At 74.0% G+C, this 22,323-nt stretch carries 19 protein-coding genes; 4 read left to right on the top strand and 15 right to left on the bottom strand.

The window, feature by feature from the left end:
• Positions 1 to 2 precede the first annotated feature (2 nt).
• Positions 3 to 905, top strand: a complete 903-nt coding sequence (locus tag VM95_RS20480; protein ID WP_045698930.1) for a sucrase ferredoxin — start codon at positions 3 to 5, stop codon at positions 903 to 905.
• 91 nt (positions 906 to 996) lie between these two features.
• Here the strand turns inward: VM95_RS20480 and VM95_RS20475 are convergent, their stop codons facing one another.
• The 3 genes from VM95_RS20475 to VM95_RS20465 are packed head-to-tail and all read right to left on the bottom strand — an operon-like array spanning position 997 to position 3,808.
• The gene (locus tag VM95_RS20475; RefSeq protein ID WP_045698928.1) at positions 997 to 2,070 is read right to left on the bottom strand and encodes an ABC transporter substrate-binding protein; all 1,074 of its coding nucleotides are present in this window, start codon (positions 2,068 to 2,070) and stop codon (positions 997 to 999) included.
• A 33-nt stretch (positions 2,071 to 2,103) separates the two neighbouring features.
• Entirely contained in the window at positions 2,104 to 2,967 is an 864-nt protein-coding gene (locus VM95_RS20470) for an ABC transporter permease (protein WP_045698926.1), read from the bottom strand.
• On the bottom strand, positions 2,957 to 3,808 hold the full coding sequence (locus tag VM95_RS20465; RefSeq protein WP_045698924.1) for an ABC transporter ATP-binding protein: 852 nt from the start codon (positions 3,806 to 3,808) through the stop codon (positions 2,957 to 2,959). The genes VM95_RS20470 and VM95_RS20465 overlap by 11 nt, the downstream gene beginning before the upstream one ends.
• Positions 3,809 to 4,039: 231 nt before the next feature.
• Here VM95_RS20465 and VM95_RS20460 point away from each other — a divergent pair, with 231 nt between their 5' ends.
• Together VM95_RS20460 and VM95_RS20455 are read left to right on the top strand one after the other, a co-directional pair.
• A complete protein-coding gene (locus VM95_RS20460) occupies positions 4,040 to 5,629 on the top strand; it encodes a sensor histidine kinase (RefSeq protein ID WP_045698922.1) in 1,590 nt (529 codons plus the stop codon).
• Entirely contained in the window at positions 5,629 to 6,315 is a 687-nt protein-coding gene (locus tag VM95_RS20455; RefSeq protein WP_045698920.1) for a response regulator, read from the top strand. Before VM95_RS20460 ends, VM95_RS20455 begins: the two co-directional genes overlap by 1 nt.
• A gap of 55 nt (positions 6,316 to 6,370) precedes the next feature.
• Here VM95_RS20455 and VM95_RS20450 read toward each other — a convergent pair whose 3' ends face one another.
• The 6 genes from VM95_RS20450 to VM95_RS20425 all read right to left on the bottom strand — a co-directional run bounded on the left by VM95_RS20450 (position 6,371) and on the right by VM95_RS20425 (position 13,554).
• Positions 6,371 to 8,104, bottom strand: a complete 1,734-nt coding sequence (locus VM95_RS20450) for a solute symporter family protein (RefSeq protein WP_244178863.1) — start codon at positions 8,102 to 8,104, stop codon at positions 6,371 to 6,373.
• The gene (locus VM95_RS45515; RefSeq protein ID WP_341846021.1) at positions 8,101 to 8,793 is read right to left on the bottom strand and encodes a DUF485 domain-containing protein; all 693 of its coding nucleotides are present in this window, start codon (positions 8,791 to 8,793) and stop codon (positions 8,101 to 8,103) included. The genes VM95_RS20450 and VM95_RS45515 overlap by 4 nt, the downstream gene beginning before the upstream one ends.
• Before the next feature lie 126 nt (positions 8,794 to 8,919).
• Positions 8,920 to 9,615, bottom strand: a complete 696-nt coding sequence (locus VM95_RS20440; RefSeq protein WP_045698918.1) for a response regulator transcription factor — start codon at positions 9,613 to 9,615, stop codon at positions 8,920 to 8,922.
• Positions 9,612 to 10,772 (bottom strand): sensor histidine kinase, encoded by a 1,161-nt coding sequence (locus VM95_RS20435; protein WP_045698916.1) that lies wholly within the window; start codon positions 10,770 to 10,772, stop codon positions 9,612 to 9,614. Before VM95_RS20435 ends, VM95_RS20440 begins: the two co-directional genes overlap by 4 nt.
• Before the next feature lie 30 nt (positions 10,773 to 10,802).
• Positions 10,803 to 11,288, bottom strand: a complete 486-nt coding sequence (locus tag VM95_RS20430; RefSeq protein ID WP_045698914.1) for a DUF1453 family protein — start codon at positions 11,286 to 11,288, stop codon at positions 10,803 to 10,805.
• 154 nt (positions 11,289 to 11,442) lie between these two features.
• Positions 11,443 to 13,554 (bottom strand): DNA gyrase/topoisomerase IV subunit B, encoded by a 2,112-nt coding sequence (locus tag VM95_RS20425; RefSeq protein WP_045698913.1) that lies wholly within the window; start codon positions 13,552 to 13,554, stop codon positions 11,443 to 11,445.
• Between the two features lie 538 nt (positions 13,555 to 14,092).
• On the opposite strand from VM95_RS20425, the gene VM95_RS20420 reads away from it, so the two are divergent.
• Positions 14,093 to 14,326, top strand: a complete 234-nt coding sequence (locus tag VM95_RS20420; RefSeq protein WP_045698911.1) for a DUF7455 domain-containing protein — start codon at positions 14,093 to 14,095, stop codon at positions 14,324 to 14,326.
• Between the two features lie 200 nt (positions 14,327 to 14,526).
• Here VM95_RS20420 and VM95_RS20415 read toward each other — a convergent pair whose 3' ends face one another.
• From VM95_RS20415 to VM95_RS20390, 6 genes are all read right to left on the bottom strand, one after another.
• Entirely contained in the window at positions 14,527 to 15,417 is an 891-nt protein-coding gene (locus tag VM95_RS20415) for a S1 family peptidase (protein ID WP_244178862.1), read from the bottom strand.
• Between the two features lie 241 nt (positions 15,418 to 15,658).
• Positions 15,659 to 17,302 (bottom strand): RNA polymerase sigma factor, encoded by a 1,644-nt coding sequence (locus VM95_RS20410; RefSeq protein WP_063773532.1) that lies wholly within the window; start codon positions 17,300 to 17,302, stop codon positions 15,659 to 15,661.
• Positions 17,303 to 17,846: 544 nt separating this feature from the next.
• Complete coding sequence (locus VM95_RS20405) at positions 17,847 to 18,776, bottom strand: FadR/GntR family transcriptional regulator (RefSeq protein ID WP_045698907.1); 930 nt, start codon at positions 18,774 to 18,776, stop codon at positions 17,847 to 17,849.
• 143 nt (positions 18,777 to 18,919) lie between these two features.
• Positions 18,920 to 19,825 (bottom strand): ABC transporter permease, encoded by a 906-nt coding sequence (locus VM95_RS20400; RefSeq protein WP_045698905.1) that lies wholly within the window; start codon positions 19,823 to 19,825, stop codon positions 18,920 to 18,922.
• 3 nt (positions 19,826 to 19,828) lie between these two features.
• Positions 19,829 to 21,130, bottom strand: a complete 1,302-nt coding sequence (locus tag VM95_RS20395) for an ATP-binding cassette domain-containing protein (protein WP_052707470.1) — start codon at positions 21,128 to 21,130, stop codon at positions 19,829 to 19,831.
• 248 nt (positions 21,131 to 21,378) lie between these two features.
• Positions 21,379 to 22,137 carry an NUDIX hydrolase gene (locus VM95_RS20390; RefSeq protein WP_045698903.1) on the bottom strand — a complete coding sequence of 253 codons (759 nt, stop codon included), beginning with the start codon at positions 22,135 to 22,137 and terminating at the stop codon, positions 21,379 to 21,381.
• Positions 22,138 to 22,323: the final 186 nt, after the last annotated feature.

Raw genomic sequence — 22,323 nt, 5'->3', positions numbered from 1 at the left:
CGGTGAGCACCTGTGCGAGCGCGTCGCGCGAACTGTCGGAACCGCTGGCCGCCACGGCGGCAGTGGCCAGCACCTGGCTGCTGATCGAGCAGGACGGCCCGTGGGGCGCGAAGGCGCTCGGCGAGAGCCACCTCGACCGGGCGACCGGGCGCGCGCTGGACGCGGCCGCGGCGGGCACCGGCGTGCGGGTGGGGCTGATCCGGCGGCCGGGCCGGCACGCGGACTGCCTGCCGACCACGCGGCACGAGGTCATCGTGGCGCACACCGTGCCGGGCCGCGGCTGGGTGCGCCGGGCGCAGGTCACCGACCCGGCGGAGCTGCTGGAACTGGACTTCACGGCACTGGGCAGCGGCGACCACACCGGCTTCGGGACCGAGCACGTCGGCGGCCCGGTGGCCCTGGTGTGCACCAACGGCCGCCGGGACCGCTGCTGCGCGCTGCAGGGCCGCCCGCTCGCGGCGGAGCTGGCGGCGGCCGCGCACAGCGAGGTGTGGGAGGTCACCCACCTGGGCGGGCACCGCTTCGCCCCCACCATGCTGGTGCTGCCGTACGGCTACGCGTACGGGCGGCTGACCCCGGTGACCGCGAAGGAGGTGCTGGCCGCGACGGCGGCCGGGCGGATGGTGCCGGAGTGGTCGCGCGGCTGTTCGGGCTGGGGGCGCCCGGGCCAGGCGGCCGAGCACGCGGTGCGGCTGGCGACCGGCGAGACCGCGGTGGACGTGCTGACGGTGACGCAGCGCCCGGACGGCGAGGGCCGCTGGCTGGTCGGGGTGCTGCACCAGGACGGCCGGGCATGGGAGGTGGACGTGATCGAGGCGTTCAGCTCGCCGCCGCGCCCGGAGAGCTGCGGCAAGGCGCCCGTGACGCCGTCCCGGATGGACGTGCTGTCCGTCCGGGGCGTCTGACCAGCGGGGGTGTCCGACCGGCGGGGTCGTCCGAGAGCGGGAGCGGCCCCGCGCCCGTGGGGGTGAGCGCGGGACCGCCGACCGGGCCGGCTCAGCCGGTGGCCTTGCCGACGAACTCGGTGGTGTAGGTCCTGGCCAGGTCGATGTTCCCTTCCTTGCCCTTGACGTCCGGGTGGAAGGCGGCGAGCACCGCGAGCACCGTCTTCGGCCCGTCCGCCGGCATCACGCCGTCCGTGGTGAACATCGGCAGCGTCGCCTTGATCGCGGCCGCGTACTGCTCGGCGCCGCCCTGCGCGTAGTCGGCCGGCATCTTCGCGGCGATCTCCTGGGCGCTGTGGGTGGACATCCACTTGAGGGTCTTGACGAAGGCGTTGGCGAGCTTCTGGGTGGTGTCCTTGTTCTTCTCCACCCAGTCGGTGTTCATGTAGAGCGCCGACGAGGGGTAGAGCCCGCCGAGCGCCTGCCGGGAGCCCTCGGGGGTGCGCAGGTCGTAGAGGATCTTGCCGAGGCCCTTGTCCAGGATGGTGGCGACGGTCGGGTCGGTGGTCATCCCGCCGTCGATGCTGCCCTGCTGGAGTGCGGCGATGAAGGTCTGGCCGGCGCCGACCGCGATCGGGCTGAACTCGTTGACGGCGGTGCCGTTCTTGACCGCGAGGTACTTGGTGAGGAAGTCGGTGGAGGAGCCGAGGCTGGTGACGCCGAGCTTCCTGCCCTTGAAGTCGGCGCTGGACCTGATCGCGTCCGCCTGCTTGGCGGAGACGATCTCGACCTCGCCGGGGGCCTGGGAGAACTGCACCACGGACTCGACGTGCTTGCCCTTGGCCTGCAGGTCGATGGTGTGGTCGTAGAAGCCGACCGCGCCCTGGACGTCGCCGGCCAGCAGCGCGGTGGTGGCGTTGACGCCGGCGGGCTCGCTCATCAGCTCGACGTTGACGCCGGCCTCGGCGAAGAAGCCGAGCCGCTGGGTGAGCATGGCGGGCAGGTAGATGACCTTGTCCAGGCCGCCGACCATGATCTTGACGGTCGGTCCGTCCACCTTCTGCCCGGCCGGGGCGGCGGCGCCGTGGGCGGACCGGGCGGCGTCGTTGGCGCAGGCGGTGAGCGGGAGGAGCAGGGCGGCGGCGAGGGCGGCGGCAGCGACTCTGCCGGTCGGGTTCGGGCGCATGGCGGGGGTGCCTCTCTTCGGTGGAAGGGGTGGTCAGCGGCCGTCGCCCGCGTCGGCGGGCTTCCAGCGGAACAGCTTCTTCTCGGCGAAGGTCAGCAGCCCCTCGGTGAGCAGCGCGACGACGGCGAGGATGGTCATGGCGGCGTACACGCCGGCCGCGTTGAAGGTGCCCTGGGCGGCCGCGACGAGCAGGCCCAGGCCCTTGGTGGCGCCGATGTACTCGCCGACGATGGCGCCGATCAGCGCGAAGCCGAAGCTGACGTGCAGGCTGGTGAAGATCCACGTGGTGGCGGCCGGGATGACCACCTGGAGGGTGACCTTGCGGTTGGAGGCGCCGAGGATGCGGGCGTTGGAGACGAGGTTGCGGTCGACCTCGCGGGCGCCCTGGAAGGCGTTGAAGAACACCGGGAAGAACACCAGCACCACGGCGGAGGCGACCTTGGAGGCCGGCCCGAGGCCGAACCAGATCAGGAAGATCGGGGCGAGCACGATGCGCGGGATGGCGTTGAGCACCTTGATGTAGGGCCCGAACACGTCGGCCAGGAAGCGGATCCGGCCGAGCGTGATGCCGAGCAGCACGCCGCCGATCACGCCGACCACCCAGCCGGCCAGCGCCTCGTACAGGGTGTAGCCGATCTGCTCGCCGAGCGAGCCCTGCGCGGTGCCGTGGGTGGTCCACTGCCAGATCTGGTCCCAGATCTTCGACGGCTGCGAGAAGTTGAACGGGTCGATGACGCCGCCCCGGGCGCACGCCTCCCAGAGCCCGAGGAAGCCGACCAGGACGGCCGCCCGCGCCGCGTAGACGCTCAACTTCCGGTTGCGGGACGCCCGTTGGCGGGCCTCGGTCCTGCTGATCACAGCGGCGGTGCCGGCGGCCGGCGCGGTCTCAAGCGGCACGACCCGCTCCTCTCTCCCGGGTGATGCGCACCTCTTCGCCGAGCGAGGCCCAGATCTCGCGGTACAGCTCGACGAACCTCGGCTCCAGTCGGACGGCCTCCACGGTGCGCGGGCGCGGGAGGTCGACGGTGAAGATCTCCTTGACGGTGGCCGGCCCGGCCGTCATCACGACGACCCGGTCGGCGAGCGCGATGGCCTCGTCCAGGTCGTGGGTGACGAACACGACGGACGCCGCGTTCCTGGAAGAACTCGTCCCGGCCCACAGCTCCAGCAGCTGGTCGGACATCAGGGCGCGGGTCTGCACGTCCAGCGCCGAGAACGGCTCGTCCATCAGCAGGATCGTCGGGTCGTTGACGAAGGTCTGGGCGAGCGCGACGCGCTTGCGCATGCCGCCGGACAGCTGGTGCGGGTAGCGGTCCTCGAAGGCGGCCAGGCCGACCCGGCCGAGCCAGTCCCGGGCCCGCTCCCTGGCCTCGGCGGCGGGCACGCCGCGGAAGCGCGGGCCGGCCATCACGTTGGACAGGACGGTGCGCCACGGGAAGACGGCGTCCTGCTGGAACACGAAGCCGACCTCGGCGCCGATCCCGCGGACCGGCTCGCCGTACACCCGGACGTCCCCCTCGGTGGGCTCCTCCAGGCCGCTGACCAGGGTCAGGGTGGTGGACTTGCCGCAGCCGGTCGGGCCGACGACGGCGACGAACTCGCCCTGGGCGACGGTCAGGTCGAGATCGCGGACGGCGGTGTGCAGGGCGCCGGACGGTGTGCGGAACCGTTTCGTCGCGCCGATCAGTTCGATCGCCGGGGCCGTCCTCACGCCCCCTGCCTCGCTTCGCTCGCTCATGCATTCCTCCGGGGTCGGTGCTTGCCCCGGAACGGTAGGAGCGGCCCCGGCCCCGGCGGGAGCCTTCTTCGCGTAGTGCGACTTCTCCGCATTGAGGGGTGTTCTGCTCGTTTTGCTTGCGCTACAACTGCGGGGACGCGGCTGACAGAAACACGCCGGAAACATAGGGTGTCCCGACCCCGCCCGAACCCACCCGAACCCACCTCCACCAGCCGCCGAGAGGAGGCCCGGATGAAGCTCCCCCGCTGGCCCCGCCGGGTCTTCGCCCAGCTGCTGCTCAGCCAGACCGTCGTCACGGTCGGCGTCACCGCCGTGACCGCCGGCCTGTTCCTGGCCCCGGTGAGCAACGAGCTGGACCACGACGCGATGCAGCGCGCGCTGTCGATCGCCCAGGCCACCGCCACCGACGAGGCGATCGCCCGCGCCGCCGAGGCCCGCGACTCGGCGACGGTGCAGCGCAACGCCGAGCAGATCCGGCTGGCCACCGGCGCCAGCTTCGTCGTGGTCACCGACCTGGCCGGGATCCGGCTCTCGCACACCGACCCGGGCCGGATCGGCCACCGGGTCAGCACCGACCCGGAGCCCGCCCTCAGCGGCCGCAGCGTCACCGCGATCCAGGACGGCACGCTCGGCCGCACCGCGCGCGGCAAGGTGCCGCTGCGCACGGCGGACGGCCGGATCGTCGGCGAGGTGTCGGTCGGCATCAGCGACGACTCGATCCGCCGCCGGCTGCTGAAGATGCTCACCGGCATCCTGCTGTGCGCGGGCGCCGGCCTGGCCGCCGGCACCGTCGCCACGCTCGCGCTGGCCCGCCGGCTGAAGCGCCGCACCCACAACATCGCGCTGGCCGACATCTCGGCGCTGCTGGTCGAGCGGGAGGCGATGCTGCACGGCATCCGCGAGGGCATGGTCGCGCTGGACGAGCACGGCCGGGTCCGGATCGCCAACGACGAGGCCGTCCGGCTGCTCGGTCTGCCCGAGGACAGCACCGGCCGCCCGATCACCGAGGTGCTGCCGCCGGGCCGACTGGCGGACGTACTGACCGGGCGGATCACCGGCACCGACCTGCCGGCCGTCCGGGACGACCGGGTGCTGGTGGTGAACCGGATGGCGACGGCCGGGCACGGCGCCGTCGTCACCCTCCGCGACCGGACGGAACTGGAGTCCCTGGTCCGCGAGTTGGACACCACCCGCAGCCTCACCGAGGCGCTGCGGGCCCAGGACCACGAGCACGCCAACCGGATGCACACCCTGCTCGGGCTGCTGGAGCTGGGCCGGCACGAGCAGGCGGTGGCGTTCATCTCGGAGCAGTCCGGCTCGCACGCCGTGGTGGCCGGTCGGATCGCCGAACAGGTGCGGGACCCGCACGTCGCGGCGCTGCTGGCCGGCAAGACGGCGGTGGCCGCCGAGCGCGGCGTGCGGCTGCTGCTCGCCCCGGCGGCGCACCTGCCGGACGCGGTGGTGGACGCGCGGGCGCTGGTGACGGTGCTCGGCAACCTGATCGACAACGCGGTGGACGCGGTGGAAGGGGGCGGCCGGGTGGAGGTCAGCCTGGCGGCGGCCGGCTCCACCCTGCTGCTGCAGGTCGCGGACAGCGGCCCCGGCGTGCCGGAGGAGCTGCGCGAGCAGGTCTTCGAGGAGGGGTGGACCAGCAAGGACGCGCCCGCGCACCGGCCACGCGGGCTGGGCCTGGCGATGGTGCGGCGGCTGGTCGAACGGACCGGCGGCCGGATCGTGCTCGACGCGGGGCCGCTCGGCGGCGCCCGGTTCACCGTCGAGCTGCCCGAGGCCCTGCTCACCACTCAGCTCGTGGAGGCGTGATGATCGACGTACTCGTGGTGGACGACGACTTCCGGGTCGCCGACGTGCACGCCGCGTACGTGGCCAAGGTGCCGGGCTTCCGGGTGACCGGCACCGCGCACTCGGCCGGGGAGGCGCTGGCCGCGCTGGAGCGCCGCCCGGTGGACCTGCTGCTGCTCGATCACCACCTGCCGGACGAGACCGGCCTGGCGCTGGTGCGCCGGCTGCGGGAGCGGCAGGTGTCCTGCGACGTGATGATGGTGACCGCCGCCCGGGACGTCTCCACGGTGCACGCCGCGATGCAGCACGGCGCGCTGCAGTACCTGGTCAAGCCGTTCACCTTCGCCGGGCTGCGGGAGAAGCTGGTGGCGTACGCGCAGCTGCGGCACGCGCTGGCCGCCCCCGCCCGGGAGGCCGGCCAGGACGAGGTGGACCGGCTGTTCGCTACCCTGCGCAGCGCCGCCGCCCCGGCCGGCCCGCTGCCCAAGGGCCACTCGGCACCCACCACCGACCTGGTGCTCGGGGTGCTGCGGCGGGCGGGCCGGCCGCTGTCCGCCCAGGAGGTCGCCGACGCCACCGGCCTGAGCCGCTCGACGGCGCAGCGCTACCTCAAGCAGCTGGAGCGGGACAGCCGGCTGCGGCTGACCCTGCGCTACGGCGACACCGGCCGCCCGGAGCACCGCTACGGTCTGGCCGTTCGGTGCTAGACACGGGGGAACCCCGGCGGCCCCAGGACCGCCGGGGTTCCCCGAGACGCGGCGCTCAGGCCGCGCCCGCACCGGTGAGGGCCCGCACCTCCAGTTCGGCGAAGCGGTCCGCGTCGGCGGGCTCGGGCGAGGTGACGGTGCCGAGCCAGCCGGCCAGGAAGCCGAGCGGGATGGAGACGATCCCGGGGTTCTCCAGCGGGAACCAGTGGAAGTCGATGCCCGGGAAGAGCGCCACCTTCGTCCCGGAGACGACCGGCGAGAAGAACACCAGCACGATCGCCGGAACGAGCCCGCCGTACACCGACCAGACCGCGCCGCGGGCGGTGAACCGCGACCAGAACAGGCTGTACAGCAGCACCGGCAGGTTCGCGGAGGCGGCCACCGCGAAGGCCAGGCCGACCAGGAAGGCGACGTTCAGCTGCTGGGCGAAGAGGCTGATCGCGATCGCGGCCGCGCCGATCCCGACCGCCGAGATCCGCGCCACCCGGACCTCCTCGCGCTCGCTGACCGCGTCGGCGTCGGCGCTCTCCTCGGCGGCCGGCGCCTCGGCCGAGCGGGTGCCGGGCACCGCGCCGCGCCGCAGCAGCGGGCGGCGGCGGGGGCGGCCGCGCCAGGCCCCGGCCCAGATGTCGTGGGCGAAGGCCGCCGAGGAGGCCAGGGTCAGCCCGGCGACCACGGCGAGGATGGTGGCGAAGGCGATCGCCGAGATCAGGGCGAACAGCACCACGCCGCCGGTGCTGCCGTTGCCGCCGCCGAGCACCAGGGCGAGCAGCGGGACGGCGGTGTTCCCGGCCGAGTTGGCGTGCCGGACCTCGGCCGAGCCGATCAGCGCGGTGGCGCCGAGGCCGAGCACGATGGCCATCAGGTAGAAGCCGCCGACCAGCCCGATCGCCCACATCGTGGAGCGGCGGGCGGCCCGCGCGGTGGGCACGGTGTAGAAGCGGGACAGGATGTGCGGCAGGCCGGCGGTGCCCAGCACCAGGGCGAGGCCCAGGCTGAAGAAGTCCAGCCGGCTGGTGAAGGTGGCGCCGTACTTGAGGCCCGGTTCGAGGTAGCGGTGGCCGGCACCGCTGTGCTGCGCGGCCTGGCGCATCAGCGCGAACAGGTCCCCGTGGAAGCGCGCCACCAGCAGCACGGTCAGCAGCACCGAGCCGGCGATCAGCAGGAAGGCCTTGACGATCTGGATCCAGGTGGTGGCCTTCATCCCGCCGACCGTGACGTAGACGATCATCAGTGCGCCGACCGCGATGATCGCCCAGGTGCGGGCCCCGGAGCTGTTGGTGCCGAGCAGCAGGGCGACCAGCGAGCCGGCGCCGACCATCTGGGCGACCAGGTAGAGCAGGGTCACGACGACGCTGGCACCGCCCGCCGCGGCCCGGACCTTGCGCCGGCGCAGCCGCAGCGCGAGGACGTCGGCGAGGGTGTACCGGCCGGCGTTGCGGACGAGTTCGGCGACCAGCATCAGCACGACCAGCCAGGCGACCAGGAAGCCGATGCTGTAGAGCACGCCGTCGTAGCCGTACAGGGCGATCAGCCCGGCGACGCCGAGGAAGGACGCGGCGGAGAGGTAGTCGCCGGAGAGCGCGAAGCCGTTCTGCAGCGGGGTGAAGCCGCGGCCGCCGGCGTAGAAGTCCTCGGCGGCGTCGCCCCGGCGGCCGACCCACAGGGTGATGCCGAGGGTGACCAGGACGATGACCGCGAACAGGACGATCGCGAGGTCGTGGTGGTCGCCCGTGGGCGCGACGGGCGGCGGGGTGGCGGTGCTGGTCACCGCGGTCGCGGCGCTCACCGGAGCTGGTCCTGGGTGTCCCAGCGCAGGCCGAGCGCGGCGCGGTCGCGCTTGGTCCGGGCGTTGCGGGCGTAGAGCCAGGTGAGCAGGAAGGTGGTGACGAACTGCAGCAGGCCGAGCAGCCAGGCGACGTTGAGCGGGCCGGCCACCGCGGTGCGCATCAGGTCGGGGGCGGCGGCCTGCGCGGCGACGTACAGCAGGAACCAGCCGAGGAAGGCGCCGCTGACCGGGAAGACGAAGGTGCGGTAGCCGCGGCGGATGTCCTGGAAGGCCGCGCTGGCCTGGACGGCCCGGTAGACCTCGGTGCTGTCGGGGCCGGCGGCGGCCGCCGGGGCCGGCTCGACCAGGGGCGCCGACGCGGGCGCGGGCACCGGCGCCGGTACGGGCGCGGTCGCCGGGAGCGGCGCCGACAGCGGCGCGGCCGGGAGCGGTAGGTCCGACAGCGGTACGGCCGGGAGCGGTAGGTCCGACAGCGGTACGGCCGGGAGCGGTAGGTCCGACAGCGGTACGGCCGGCGGCGCGGCGGCGGCCGGCCGGTCGGGTGCCGCCGGACGGGCGGGCGGCTGCTGCGCCGGTACCGCCGTTCGGCGGTGCGCGGCCGAGGGGTCGGACGCGCTGGCGGCGGCCGGAGCGGCCCACCAGTCGAATCGCTGCCCCTGCCCGGGACTGCTCGTCTGCTGCTGTGGCACTGCTGCTCCTGGACCGGCCGGACGTTCTGACCCGAACCATGATGGAGGCCCCCGGAGACCGTCTCCGACCATCGCCGACACCTTCACCCGATGAGGTGGTCGATGATCTGACGGACGCCCATCGGACTACTGCTGCGTACCGGTGATTCCGTGCCGGAACGCGTACGCGACGGCCTGCGCCCGGTCCCGGACGGCGGTCTTGGCGAACAGGTTGTTGATGTGCGTCTTCACGGTCGCCGGGCTGACGAACAGCCGCTGGGCGATCTCGGTGTTGGACAGCCCCTGGGCGATCAGGGCCAGCACCTCGGCCTCCCGCGCGGTCAGCCCGTCCGGCAGCTCCGCCGGCCCGGCGGCGGGCCGCCCGACGGCCGGCGCCGGCTCGGCCGGCTGCTCCGAAAGCCTTTCCAGCAGCCGGAGTTGGATCTGCGGCGAGAGCCCGGCCGCGCCCGCCCGGACGTCGGCGATGGCCTTGGCGATCTCCTCGCCGCCGGCGTCCTTGGTGAGGTAGCCGCGCGCGCCGGCCTGCAGCGCGGGGAACAGCGACTCGTCGTCGGCGTAGGTGGTGAGCACCACGACCTCGGTGCCCGGGTGCGCGGCGCGGATCCGCCGGGTGGCCTCCACGCCGTCGACCCGCGGCATCCGCAGGTCCATCAGCACCACGTCCGGGTGATGCCGCTCCACCAGGGCGACGGCCTCCTCCCCGTCCGCGGCCGCGCCGACCACCTCGATGCCGGGCAGCAGCCCCAGCAGCATCACGATGCCCTCGCGCACCACGGTCTGGTCGTCCGCCACCAGCACCCTGGTGACCGCTCCACCGGTCATGCCGGCACCCGCAGCAGCACGCGCCACCCTCCGTCCTCCGGGCCCGCCAGCAGGGTGCCGCCGAGCAGTTCCGCGCGTTCGCGCATCCCGAGCAGACCGTACCCGCTGCCGCTGGTGGCCAGCTCACCGGACGACTCCCCGCGCGGCGCCCGGCTGTTGCGCACCTCGAGCTCCACCGCGCCGTCCAGGTAGCGCAGTTCGACCGAGCAGCGGGCGCCCGGCGCGTGCTTGCGGACGTTGGTGACCGCCTCCTGCGCGGTGCGCCGCACCGCGAGGGCCGGCTCGGCGGCGAGCGGCCGGGGCGTGCCGGTGACGGTGAGCACGGCCCGCTCCCGGCCGGTCAGTTCGACCAGGAACTCCCCGACCGGTGTGAACTCGCCGCGCAGCGCGGACAGCGCCTGCCGGGTCTCGGCCAGCCCGTCCTGCGCCATCCGCCGCGCGGCGACGACCCGTTCGCGGATCTGCTCGCGGTCCGTCCCGGCGTCCAGCATCAGCCGGGCGGCCTCCAGGTGGACGAGCTGCGCGGAGAGGCTGTGGGCGAGCACGTCGTGGATCTCCCGGGCGATCCGGGCCCGTTCGGCGAGCGCGGCGCTCTCCGCCTCGGCGGCCCGGGCGGCGCGCTCCTGGGCGAGCAGCCGGCGGGCGGTGCCGCGCGCCTCGGTGTCCAGCCGGAGCAGGAAGCCGAGCAGGACGACCCCGCCGATGGTGGCGGCGATGCTGAGCCAACTCGCCCAGGAGGCCGCGGTGTACGAGCCCAGCGCGGCCGTCGCGGTGAGCAGCGCGGGCGCCGGCGGCAGCCGGACGAGGGCGATCACGGCCAGCCCGATCCACAGCAGGTCGGCGAGCGTGTAGGCCCGCCCCCAGTCGGCCACCCCGGCGGCGCCGACCAGGGCGGCGCCCAGCAGGTAGGAAACGGTCGGGCGCTGTGCCCGGGTGGCCCGGAGGTAGAGGGTGCACAGGGCGGCGGACGCGGCCAGTCCGCCCGCCGCGGCCGCCACCGCCCAGCCGGTGTACTTCCCGTTCGCGAAGGTCCCCCAGCCGACGACGGCCAGCAGGACGATCCGCCCGAGCACCGTGAGGACCCGGCGCGGTCGGCTCTCGGCCTCGCGCTCCAGGCCCTCCCGGGACGGCCAGCGGGTCCAGTACCACCCGGCCACGGATGCCTCCTCGGTGCTCACGGCGTCGGATCAGCGCAGGACGGCGGTGGCCTGCGCGGGCTCCAGCGACCGGGCCCTCCAGTTCACCACGAGCGAGCGGACCAGCAGCAGGACCGCCATGCCGAGCATCAGCGAGCTCCCCGCCTGGTGGACGCCCAGGGCCGAGCCGACCGCGTAGATCCCGATCCGGACGGCGATCATCCCACCCCAGGCGGCCAGGGTGGCCTTGGTGCCCTTGACCAGGACGGTGCCGTCCGCGTCCCGCCAGATCCGGACGGTCCAGCCCCAGACCGACCCCATCGCGAGCACGGAGACCAGCCCGGCGGCCAACAACCCGGCCGACAGCGCGGTGTGCTGGTGGTCGATGATCTGCGGGTCGCGCAGCGCGATCACCCCGAGGACCAGCGGCAGCACCCAGAAGCGGCGCTCCCCGTCCAGGCGCTGGACGCGCATCTGCCGCTGGACCACCAGGACCACCACCGCGGCGATCACAACGATGTTGACGAGACCAGTCATCGGATTTCCCCGTCCCGAGGAGAGGCGTGTTGCTGACCTCTCCGACGCTACGGATCCGGCGCTCGCCGCTGATCGGAGCCGGGGTGGACCGCAGGTGGACCCGCGGACGCGAGGGCCCTCCACCCACGGGTGGAGGGCCCTCGAAACGTCGGCGTCAGGCGTCGATGCGCGAACGGTCCAGGGTGGCCGCCGAGTCGACGATGAACTCCTTGCGCGGGGCGACGTCGTTGCCCATCAGCAGGTCGAAGATCCGCTCGGCCTGCTCCAGGTCGCCCAGGTTGATCCGGCGCAGGGTGCGGTGGCGCGGGTCCATGGTGGTCTCGGCCAGCTGGTCGGCGTCCATCTCGCCGAGGCCCTTGTAGCGCTGCACCGGCTCCTTCCAGCGCAGGTTCTTGCGCTGGAACTCCAGCAGGGTGGAGCGCAGTTCGGCGTCGGAGTAGGTGTAGTGGTACTTCTCCTGGCCGCGCTTGGGGCTGGTCAGCTCGATCCGGTGCAGCGGCGGCACCGCGGCGAAGACCCGGCCCTGCTCGACCATCGGCCGCATGTAGCGGTGGAAGAGGGTGAGCAGCAGGGTGCGGATGTGCGAGCCGTCGACGTCGGCGTCGGCCATGAAGATGACCCGGCCGTAGCGGGCCTGGTCGATGTCGAAGGTACGGCCCGAACCGGCCCCTATCACCTGGATGATCGCGGCGCACTCGGCGTTCTTGAGCATGTCGCTCACCGAGGCCTTCTGCACGTTGAGGATCTTGCCGCGGATCGGCAGCAGCGCCTGGAACTCGGAGTTGCGGGCGAGCTTGGCGGTGCCGAGCGCGGAGTCGCCCTCGACGATGAACAGTTCGCTGCGGTCGACGTCGTCGCTGCGGCAGTCGGCCAGCTTGGCGGGCAGCGAGCTGGTCTCCAGCGCGGTCTTGCGGCGCTGGGCCTCCTTGTGCTGCCGGGCGGCGACCCGGGTGCGGGCGGCCGCGACGACCTTCTCCATGACGGCCCGGGCCTGGAGCTTCTGGTCCTTCTTGGCCGAACCGAGGAAGGCCTTCAGCTCCTTGGCGACGACAGCGGCGACGATCCGGTTGGCCGCCGAGGTGCCGAGCACCTCCTTGGTCTGGCCCTCGAACTGCGGCTCGGCGAGCCGGACGGTGACGACGGCGGTGAGGCCCTCGGTGGCGTCGTCCTTGGTGATGTCGTCCTCGGCGACGCGCAGCAGCTTGGCCGCGCGCAGCGCCTCGTTGACGGTCTTGGCCAGCGAGCGCTCGAAGCCGGTGACGTGGGTGCCGCCCTTGGGGGTGGCGATGATGTTGACGAAGGAGCGCAGGGTGGTGTCGTAACCGGTGCCCCAGCGCAGCGCGATGTCCACGCCGAGCTGGCGGGTGACCTCGGTGGGCGTCATGTGGCCGAGCTCGTCGAGGACGGGCACGGTCTCCTTGAAGGTGCCCTCGCCGTGCAGCCGCAGCACGTCGCAGACCGGCTTGTCGGGGGCGAGGAACTCGCAGAACTCGGCGATGCCGCCGTCGTAGTGGAAGACCGACTCCTCGACCTGCTCGCTCTCGGTGAGCCGCTCGTCGCGCACGACGATGGTCAGGCCGGGGACGAGGAAGGCCGTCTGCCGGGCGCGGTTGTGCAGGTTCTCCAGGGAGAGCTTGGCGTCCTTGAGGAAGATCTGCCGGTCGGCCCAGTAGCGGATCCGGGTGCCGGTGCGGGTCTTGGGGACCTTGCGGGCCTTGCCGAGTCCGTTGGCGGGCTCGAACGGCGCGTCCGGGCCGGCCTCGGTGAAGATGCCGGGGGTGCCGCGGCGGAAGCTGATCGCGTGGGTGTGGCCGTTGCGGTCGACCTCGACGTCCAGGCGCGCGGAGAGCGCGTTGACCACCGAGGCGCCCACGCCGTGCAGACCGCCGGAGGCCGCGTACGAGCCGCCGCCGAACTTGCCGCCGGCGTGCAGCTTGGTCATCACGACCTCGACGCCGGAGAGCCCGGTCTTGGGCTCGACGTCGACCGGGATGCCGCGCCCGTTGTCGCGGACCTCGACCGAGGAGTCGGGGTGCAGCAGGACCTCGATGCGGTCGCAGTAGCCGCCGAGCGCCTCGTCGACCGAGTTGTCGATGATCTCCCAGAGGCAGTGCATCAGACCGCGGCTGTCCGTCGAGCCGATGTACATGCCGGGGCGCTTGCGGACCGCCTCCAGACCCTCCAGGACGAGCAGGTGCCGCGCGGTGTAGTTGGAACCGTCGTCGCCGGCCAGCAGCGCGGACGGCACGGTCGTTTCGGCACTCACGCGGCACTCTCCTCGGTGAAGTTCTGTCTCATCGGTCACATCCGGACGCATCCGGACCGTCCGCCAGTGCAGCACGCCGCACCGACATCCGTCGCCCAGTGTGCTCGCACCCCTCCGCTGGGTGCGTGGCACGGCGGGCCGGCCCCGCGCGGCTTGTACGCGCTGCGCGAACAAGGACCGCGCCCGGGTGCGGGCCCCGGGGGCGCCATCTCCTCCCGGTAGCACCGGTCCTGGCGGATCGTGGGGCCCGGCGCAGGCTCCGGAACTGCTGTGATGCAGGCTACCGGGGCCCGGGGCGGGGCTTATGCTCCAACCCGGCAGAGGATTATGCTACGCGGACCTCGCACCCGGTCCCGATCGGGCGTTCGAGCCGCGGTCCGCTCCCGGGATCCGGTACGCATGAACCACCGGCGCCCGGGGCACCTCCTCATCAACACAGCAGAATCCTCAGAGAAGAAAAGCCACGAGCGGGAACGTTTTCGACCTGGTTGGATGTTGACCCTGGTACGACAGCTCGTCGAGCTAGAGAAGAGGCGACGTGACTACTGTTCTGACCCCTGCGAGCCCGCTCACCGCGGCTGACCGCTGCGACCGCTGCGGCGCCCAGGCCTACCTGCGCGTCGTCCTCGCAAGCGGCGGCGAGCTGCTCTTCTGCGCCCACCACGGCCGGAAGTTCGAGCCCGAGCTCAAGAAGATCGCCGTGGAGATACAGGACGAGAGCGGCCGCCTGACCAGCACCACCACCGCGACGGCCGCCGACGACGAGCGCTGATCCCGGGCGCCGCACCAGCAGACAACGTCGAGCTGTGTCCGGTCGCACACCACGTGCGACCGGTGAGCCGGGCGAACGACCCCTCGGGGGCCGTTCGCCCGGCTCCGTCGTTTCCCCCGCGTTCGGCCGGCCCCGCCCGACGCGACGTCAGAACGTGACCGCCCGGTCACGGATCCGGGAGGGGCTCCGGCCCCCGGGCGTCACAGCGCCGAGCGGACCTTGTCCGTGACCGAGGAGATCCGGGTGTAGACGCCGGGGTGGGCCGCCTCGGCGCAGCCCGTCCCCCAGGACACCAGGCCGACCAGCCGGCCCTCGACCACCAGCGGGCCGCCGCTGTCGCCCTGGCAGGCGTCCTTCCCGCCCTTCTCCTCGCCCGCGCAGACCATCCCCCGGGCGTCGAACTTGCCGTCCGGCCCGCCCGGGTAGGCGTGCGCGCAGGTCTGGTCGGCGATCATCGACACCTCGACACCGCGCAGCACCGGAGAGTAGTCCCCCCGCCCGGTGGTGTCGCCCCAGCCGTAGACCTGCGCCCGCGTCCCGGGCGCGTACGGCGCGCTCTCCCCCTGGCCGATCAGATCGATCACCGGCCGGTCGCCCTGCGACTCGGTGAGCGTGAGCACCGCGACGTCGTTCATGTTCGCGGAGAACGAGTAGTCGGGGTGGACCCACACCGACCGCACCGAGACCTCCCGGCCGGCCGAGCCGCGCATGTCGTCCCGGCCGACGATCACCTGCAGGCCGGGCCGGTCCACCCGGGTGCCCCGGGATTCGTCGTAGAAGCAGTGCGCGGCCGTCACCACCTTGGTCGGGGTGACCAGCACTCCCCCGCAGAACTGGCCGGAGTGACCGCTGCCGAACTGCTGGCGGCTGGAGAGCGCCACCATCCACGGGTGGTCGGCGGTGCTCACGGCGTCGCCCCCGACCACCCGGCGCTGCGCCTCGGCCGGGCCGGCCGTGCCGAGCGCGAGCAGCGGGACGGGCACGGCGGCCAGCAGCGCCAGCACGGCGGCCCGGCGGCGCCGCCGCCCGTCACGGGCCGTGCCCCCGTCCGGGCGGGTCGGGGCGGGGGTCGGCAGGTCAGCGCGGTCCACGTCGGGCAGCACCGTGAGGCTCCAGTCGCTCGGCAGCAGGCAACCGGCACAGCGTAGGTGATCGACTACGCTGGGCGACCGCTTACCGGCACGCCTCCACCCGGACGGGCGACAAGCGCCACTCGGACGCTGACGAACCGGGCCGTCCGGGCCCGTCCGGCAGATCCCCCGGACGGGCCCGGACAGCCCGAGGGCCCGGAACCGTACGGTTCCGGGCCCTCGGGTGACGCTGTGCGGCCGATCAGTCCAGGTAGTCGCGCAGCACCTGGGAGCGCGACGGGTGGCGCAGCTTCGACATGGTCTTCGACTCGATCTGGCGGATGCGCTCACGGGTGACCCCGTACACCTTGCCGATCTCGTCGAGCGTCTTCGGCTGACCGTCGGTCAGGCCGAAGCGCATCGAGACCACGCCGGCCTCGCGCTCGGAGAGGGTGTCCAGCACCGAGTGCAGCTGCTCCTGGAGCAGGGTGAAGGAGACCGCGTCGGCCGGGACGACCGCCTCGGAGTCCTCGATCAGGTCACCGAACTCGCTGTCGCCGTCCTCGCCCAGCGGGGTGTGCAGCGAGATCGGCTCGCGGCCGTACTTCTGGACCTCGATGACCTTCTCGGGGGTCATGTCGAGTTCCTTGGCCAGCTCCTCCGGGGTGGGCTCGCGGCCCAGGTCCTGGAGCATCTGGCGCTGGACGCGGGCCAGCTTGTTGATGACCTCGACCATGTGCACCGGGATGCGGATGGTGCGGGCCTGGTCGGCCATGGCGCGGGTGATCGCCTGCCGGATCCACCAGGTCGCGTAGGTCGAGAACTTGTAGCCCTTGGTGTAGTCGAACTTCTCGACCGCACGGATCAGACCGAGGTTGCCCTCCTGGATCAGGTCCAGGAACAGCATGCCGCGGCCGGTGTAGCGCTTGGCCAGCGAGACCACCAGGCGGAGGTTGGCCTCCAGCAGGTGGTTCTTGGCCCGGCGGCCGTCCTCGGCGATGATCTCCAGCTCGCGCTTGAGCTTGGGGGCGAGCTTGTCGGCGGCCGAGAGCTTGTCCTCGGCGAACAGGCCGGCCTCGATGCGCTTGGCGAGCTCGACCTCCTGCTCGGCGTTGAGCAGCGGGACCTTGCCGATCTGCTTCAGGTAGTCCTTGACCGGGTCGGCGGTGGCACCGGCGACGGCGACCTGCTGGGCCGGCGCGTCGTCCTCGTCGTCGTCGGAGAGGACGAAGCCCTGCGATTCCTCCTCGGGCTCCGCCTCCTCGCCCGCCTTGTCGCCGGGCAGCGCGACGTCCTCGAGCAGCTCGTCCTCGCCGATGAGCTCCTCGTCGCCCTTGGCGGCCTTGCCGGCGGCGGTCTTCTTGGCGGCGGTCTTCTTGGCCGGCGCGGCGGTCTTCTTGGCGGCGGCCTTCTTGGCCGGGGCGGCCTTCTTCGCCACGGTCGCCTTCACCTCGGTGACGACGGTGGCCGTCGCCTCGGTGGTGATCTCGGCGGAGACCGTGGGGGCCGGCGCGGCGGCGGCCGCGACGGCCGGAGCCGCGACGGGCGCGCCGGGCGCGATGCGCACGGGCGGCTTGGTCGGGGCCGCGGGGGCGGCCGGGGTCCGGGTGGTGACAGCCTTGGTGGCGGTGCGCTTGGTGGGGCTCTTGGCAGCAACGCTCTTGCGCTTGGCGCCGGCCGGCTCGGCCGCGCTGACCATGAGGTCCACCCCCTCCTCAATCAGCACCTGGTTGAGGCTGCGCATGACGTTCTTCCACTTGGTGACCGGGATCTGGTCCGCCTCGAACGCCTGGCGCACGTCGTCACCGGCGATCTGCCCCTGGGCCTTGCCCCGCTCGATGAGCGCCAGCAGAGCTGCGGACTCGGCGATCTCGGGGGGAAGCGAACGGGATGTGCTGGCCGACACGAACAACCTCTCGGACGATGAGTGGACTCGAACCCGTACCGGCCGCCCGAGCGGGCGGGGAAGGAGATCGCGTGCCTGGGCGCGCGCTGTCGATTCCGACCGACTCGGGCTTGAGGACTGGGGTCTACGGGACGGCAGCAGCGCCGCGGACCAACACAGCGTTCTGACGTGTTGGCGTTATTCCGGAGCTGCTTCCGCTCAGGACACATCGCTGCTACTCGTCAAGTGTTACGCATGGCCTTCGTGTCGCGGGTCACACCCCTCGGGTGCCCGCGGCCACGGGGCCGGAGTCCATCATCGCGCACTCGCGCCGGAAGCCGTCGGTACGGACGCCACCGCACGCGCCGCCGACCGCCGCGGCCGTTCCGACCGGGTCCGCGCCCCCGCCCGCACAGGGGCCCTCCGGCGGCACCGCGCGGGCGACCGGAGGGCCCCGGGGCACGCCCCGCCTCGCGGCGGGGCCATCGGGACGGCGACGGGGAGCAGGGGTGGGGACGGACGGGGCGGGCTGCACACGGCGCCTCCGCGCACCGGACCGGCCCGCTCAGTGCTCCCGGGGGGCGGGGACGGACGGCTCGATCTCCGGGTGGACGGTGAGCAGCGCCCGCATCGCGGCCTCACCGGCGGTGCCGTCGCCGGCGCCCAGCGCGTCCACCAGCCGGGCGTGCAGGCCGACCGAGGACTCGGAGGGCCGCTCGCAGGAGATCGCCGGGCCGCCGGACACCTGCAGCGCGCAGGAGACGATCCCGGACAGGTGCTCCAGCATCCGGTTGCCGGCCATCTGCAGGATCAGCCCGTGCAGCTCGGCGTCGGCCCGGGTGTAGGTGGACAGGTCGGCCTGGGCGGCGGCGTGGCCCATGATCTCGACCAGCTCGACCAGCCGCTGCTGGACGTCCTCCCGGCCGTGGCCGGCGGCGAGCCGGGCGGCCAGCGGCTCGATCGCCCAGCGCAGCTCGAACAGCTCCCGGCGCTGCTCGTCCCGCTGCGGGCCGAAGGCGCGCCACTCGATGATGTCCGGGTCCAGCAGGTTCCAGTCGCCGACCGGGCGGACCCGGGTGCCGACGTTCGGGCGGGCGCTGACCAGGCCCTTGGCCTCCAGCACCCGCAGCGACTCGCGGACGACGGTGCGGGAGACCTCGAAGCGCTGGCCGATCTCCTCGGGGACCAGCGGGCGGTCGGCGCCCAGGTCACCGGAGACGATCATCTGGCCGAGCTGCTGGACCAGCTGGCCGTGCAGGCCGCGGCCGCGGCTGCTGGTGGTCTTGCGGCCGACCCGGGAGAGCTCGGACTCGGCGCCCTCCCAGCGGGGCGCCGGCGGGGTCGGCCGGTCGGCGTAGGAGAAGCGGTCCAGCTCGCCGGAGCCGATCGGCCCTTCGGCGGAACGGGCGGGGGTCATGGTGGGGTGCGCAAGGGTGTTCACGCCTCCTTTGTCGGCGATCGGCGGGCGCAGCTTGAGAATTCTCGTGAAAAGCACACGAAAGGGTGATCGACCGTGACTGGATCATTGACTTCTTATCGGGAAGAACCGCGCATTGCGGTCACTGCTGGTCGATCTTGCTAGTTCGGGGTGCCGAAGGCCCCCGGCGGGCCGGCCCACGGGTCGGCCCACGGGCCGGGTCAGAGTGCCCGGCGGCGGGCCTGCACCAGCAGGGCGGCGAGCAGCAGCAGGGCGGCCGGCGCCGCCACCGCCGCGAGCAGCGCCGGATCGGTCAGCGCCGCGCCCCCGGCCGCCGCCCCGCGCGTGCCGCCGTACACCCAGCCGTACGCCCACTCGATGCCGGACTGGAACGGCAGCAGCTCGGCTGCCCGCCCCGGCCACGGCCGGCCCGTCCGGCGCAGCAGCAGGGCCACGCCGGACTCCAGCAGCGGCGGCAGCGCGCACAGCAGCAGGACCCCGGCCGCGGCGCTGCGGGTCAGCGAGGCGGTCAGCACCCCGGTCCAGGCCGCCACCACGGTCAGCAGGACGAAGGCCAGCAGGGCGGCCGGCACGCCGTGCCCGGCCACCAGCGCCACCGGGGCGAAGGCCCCCGGCAGGTCGTCCAGCCCGGACAGGCCGGCGCCGCCCAGCGCCTCGGAGACCCGGGCCGACAGCGCGCCGGGCTCCGCCCGGGCCGCCACCGTCACGCCGGCCGGCAGCGCCAGGTGCACGGCCACCGTGTCCAGCAGCAGCGTGGCCAGCGCCAGCAGCGCCGCCACCGGGCCGACCACCAGCAGCTTGGCCAGCAGCAGCCGCACCCGGCGCGGGTACGCCACCTGCGAAGCCGGCAGCCCCGGGTGGCGCACCTCGTGCCCGTACGACAGCGCGCCCAGCACGCCCGTCCCGAGCGCCGCGAACGGCAGCGGGATCAGCGGGACGGCGGCGGTCAGCAGCCGCACCCCGGCCGGGGCGGCCAACGGGCCGGACGGCGTCTGGCTCGCCAGCACGGCGGCCACGGCGGCGTCGCCGACCAGCACGGCGGCGAGCAGCAGCCAGGTGGAACGCAGGCCGCGCAGCCGGCGCAGCTCGTAGGCCAGGACACGCACGGTTCACTCGCTCCGGTGGTCGTCGGGGGTGGTGGGCAGGGCGGGGCGGGCCGGACGGCTCAGCCGGACGGTGTCGTCGGTGAGCAGGTCGGCCGCGCTGGTCCGGCGGCCGACCGCCCCGGACCGGACGGGGTGCGGCCGCTCGCCGGGGCCGTCGCGGAAGAGCCGCTCCACGCCGACCGCGGGGGCGGCCGGCTCCTCCCGGCGCGGGGTGGCGCCGAGCAGCGCGCGGGCACCGCCGACGGCCGCCACCGGAACGACGGGCAGGGCGGGGGCGGACGGCCGGCCCGGTTCCCGCCGCGGCTCCTCGGACGGCTGCCCGGGCTGCTCCTCGGGCTGTTCCCCGGACTGTTCCTTGGACGGGGCCGCGTGCTGGACCCGCAGGTGCCCGGAGCGGCCCGAGGCGACCGGCAGGGCGGCCCGGGGCACCGGCTGCTCGACCACCCGGTCGGCCAGCTCGTGCAGCAGGATGCCGTTGCGGTAGGCGAGCTCACCGATCTCGGTGCGGTCGAGGCCCGCCACCGCGAGACCCACGCTGCCGTCCCGGCGCACCTCGGCGCCCTGGCTGACCAGCAGGTCCGCCAGCCGGGCCATCTGCGGCCCCCGAACGGCCACCTCGGGGCTGAGCCTGGTCCGGCGGAACTCGGTCACCGGCTGGTCGGCCACCAGCCGGCCCCGGTCCAGGGTGATCACCCGGTCCGCGAGCTGCGCGGCCTCCTGCGGGGTGCGGGTGGTCGCCAGGACCGTCCCGCCGGCGACGGCGAACGAGCGCAGGAAGGAGTGGAACCACTCGACGTTGCGCGGGGACAGCCCCTCGGTCGGCGCGTCGAGCAGCAGCGTGGACGGGTCCCCGAGCAGGGCGGCCGCCAGGGCCAGCCGGCGGTGCATGCCCGGGGAGAAGGTGCGCAGCCGCTGCCCGGCGACGGCGGCGAGCCGGGTCTGCTCCAGCAGTTCGTCGGCCCGCCGGGCGGGGACGCCGACCGCCGCCGCGAGCATCCGCAGGTGGCCGCGCGCCGTGCGCCCCGGGTGCCCGGCGACCGCCACGGCGCCCTCCCCCGGCCCCGGCAGCAGCACGCCGACCTCGCGCTCGGGCCGCCGCAGCCGGCGGTAGGTGCGGCCGCCGAAGAGCGTGACGCCCTGGCCGCGTTCGAGTTCGAGCATCAGCCGCAGGGCGGTGGTCTTGCCCGCCTCCTCGGCGCCGAGCAGGGCCGTGACCATGCCGGGCCGGACGTCGAAGGTCAGGTCGAGCACGGCGGGCGGGGCGCCCTTGCGGTAGACCTTGGTCAGTCCGGTGCTCTGGATCATCGCTGGCTGCTCCCATGCCCTCGGCCGGTCCGCTGGACGCGCGGCGCCCCCTGGCGGGCCGGCGTGCCCGCACGGCCTCGCGCCAGCACATTAGGGGTCGGCGGGGGCTATTCCGGGCATTACGGCGACGGCGCGGGCCGGGCGGCCGTCCGGCTCACCCGATCAGGGGACAATCCGATCCTGCGATTCCCGCCCGGGGTAGGGGGTTCGGCGACGCCGGCCGGGCGCGGGCGCCCGATCAGCCGGGCTCAGGACTCCGGGCGCAGCATGGGCGGGTTGAGCACGGTCGCGCCGCCGGCGGTGAACAGCTGGGCCGGGCGGCCGCCCTGACGGGTCGTGGTGCCACCGGAGGGCAGCAGGAAGCCGGGGGTGCCGGTCACCTTGCGGTGGAAGTTCCGCGGGTCCAGCACGACGCCCCAGACCGCCTCGTAGACCCGGCGCAGCTCGCCGACGGTGAATTCGGTCGGGCAGAAGGCGGTGGCCAGCGAGGAGTACTCGATCTTGGAGCGGGCGCGTTCGACGCCGTCCGCGAGGATCAGGCCGTGGTCGAAGGCGAGCGGGACGCCGTCGGCCGGGCCCTGGCCGAGGAGCTCGCCGACCGGGGCCCAGCGGGCGCTGCTGGCGTCGCCGCCGGCCCGCGGCGTCGGCAGGTCGGGGGCGAGCACCAGGTAGGCGACGCTGACCACGCGCATCCGGGGGTCGCGCTGCGGGTGCCCGTAGGTGGCCAGCTGCTCCAGGTGGGCGCCCGCGGTGGCCGGGCCGACCGCCTCGTGGCCGGGGGCGGAGTGGGCGCGCAGGCCGGTCTCCTCGGCGAGCTCCCGGGAGGCGGCCTCGGCCAGGCCCTCGTCCGGGCGGACGAAGCCGCCGGGCAGCGCCCAGTACCCCTGGAACGGCGGCTCGCCCCGTCTGACCAGCAGGGCGCAGAGCGAGTGGTCGCGCACCGTCAGCACCACCAGGTCAACCGTGACAGCGAAGGGGGGGAAGGCCGACGGATCGTAGCGCGACATGGCGACGATCATAGTCGTCTCTCTGACGATAAGGACAGGCCCGCGAACGGGCCGCGCGGCACCGGCGCCCCGCTCGCCCCGCCCGGGGCGCGGGCACGGTTCGCGCACGGCCCGTGGACGGCGCGGGGGCCGGCTCGGGCACGGCGCGGGGGCCGGCGCGCACGGGCACGGCGCGGCCGGGCGCGG

It is taken from the genome of Streptomyces rubellomurinus, from assembly GCF_000961885.1.
Taxonomy (GTDB): domain Bacteria; phylum Actinomycetota; class Actinomycetes; order Streptomycetales; family Streptomycetaceae; genus Kitasatospora; species Kitasatospora rubellomurina.
Note: the sequence above shows the minus strand (reverse complement) of the source record. Positions and strands in the feature narration are given on the sequence as shown.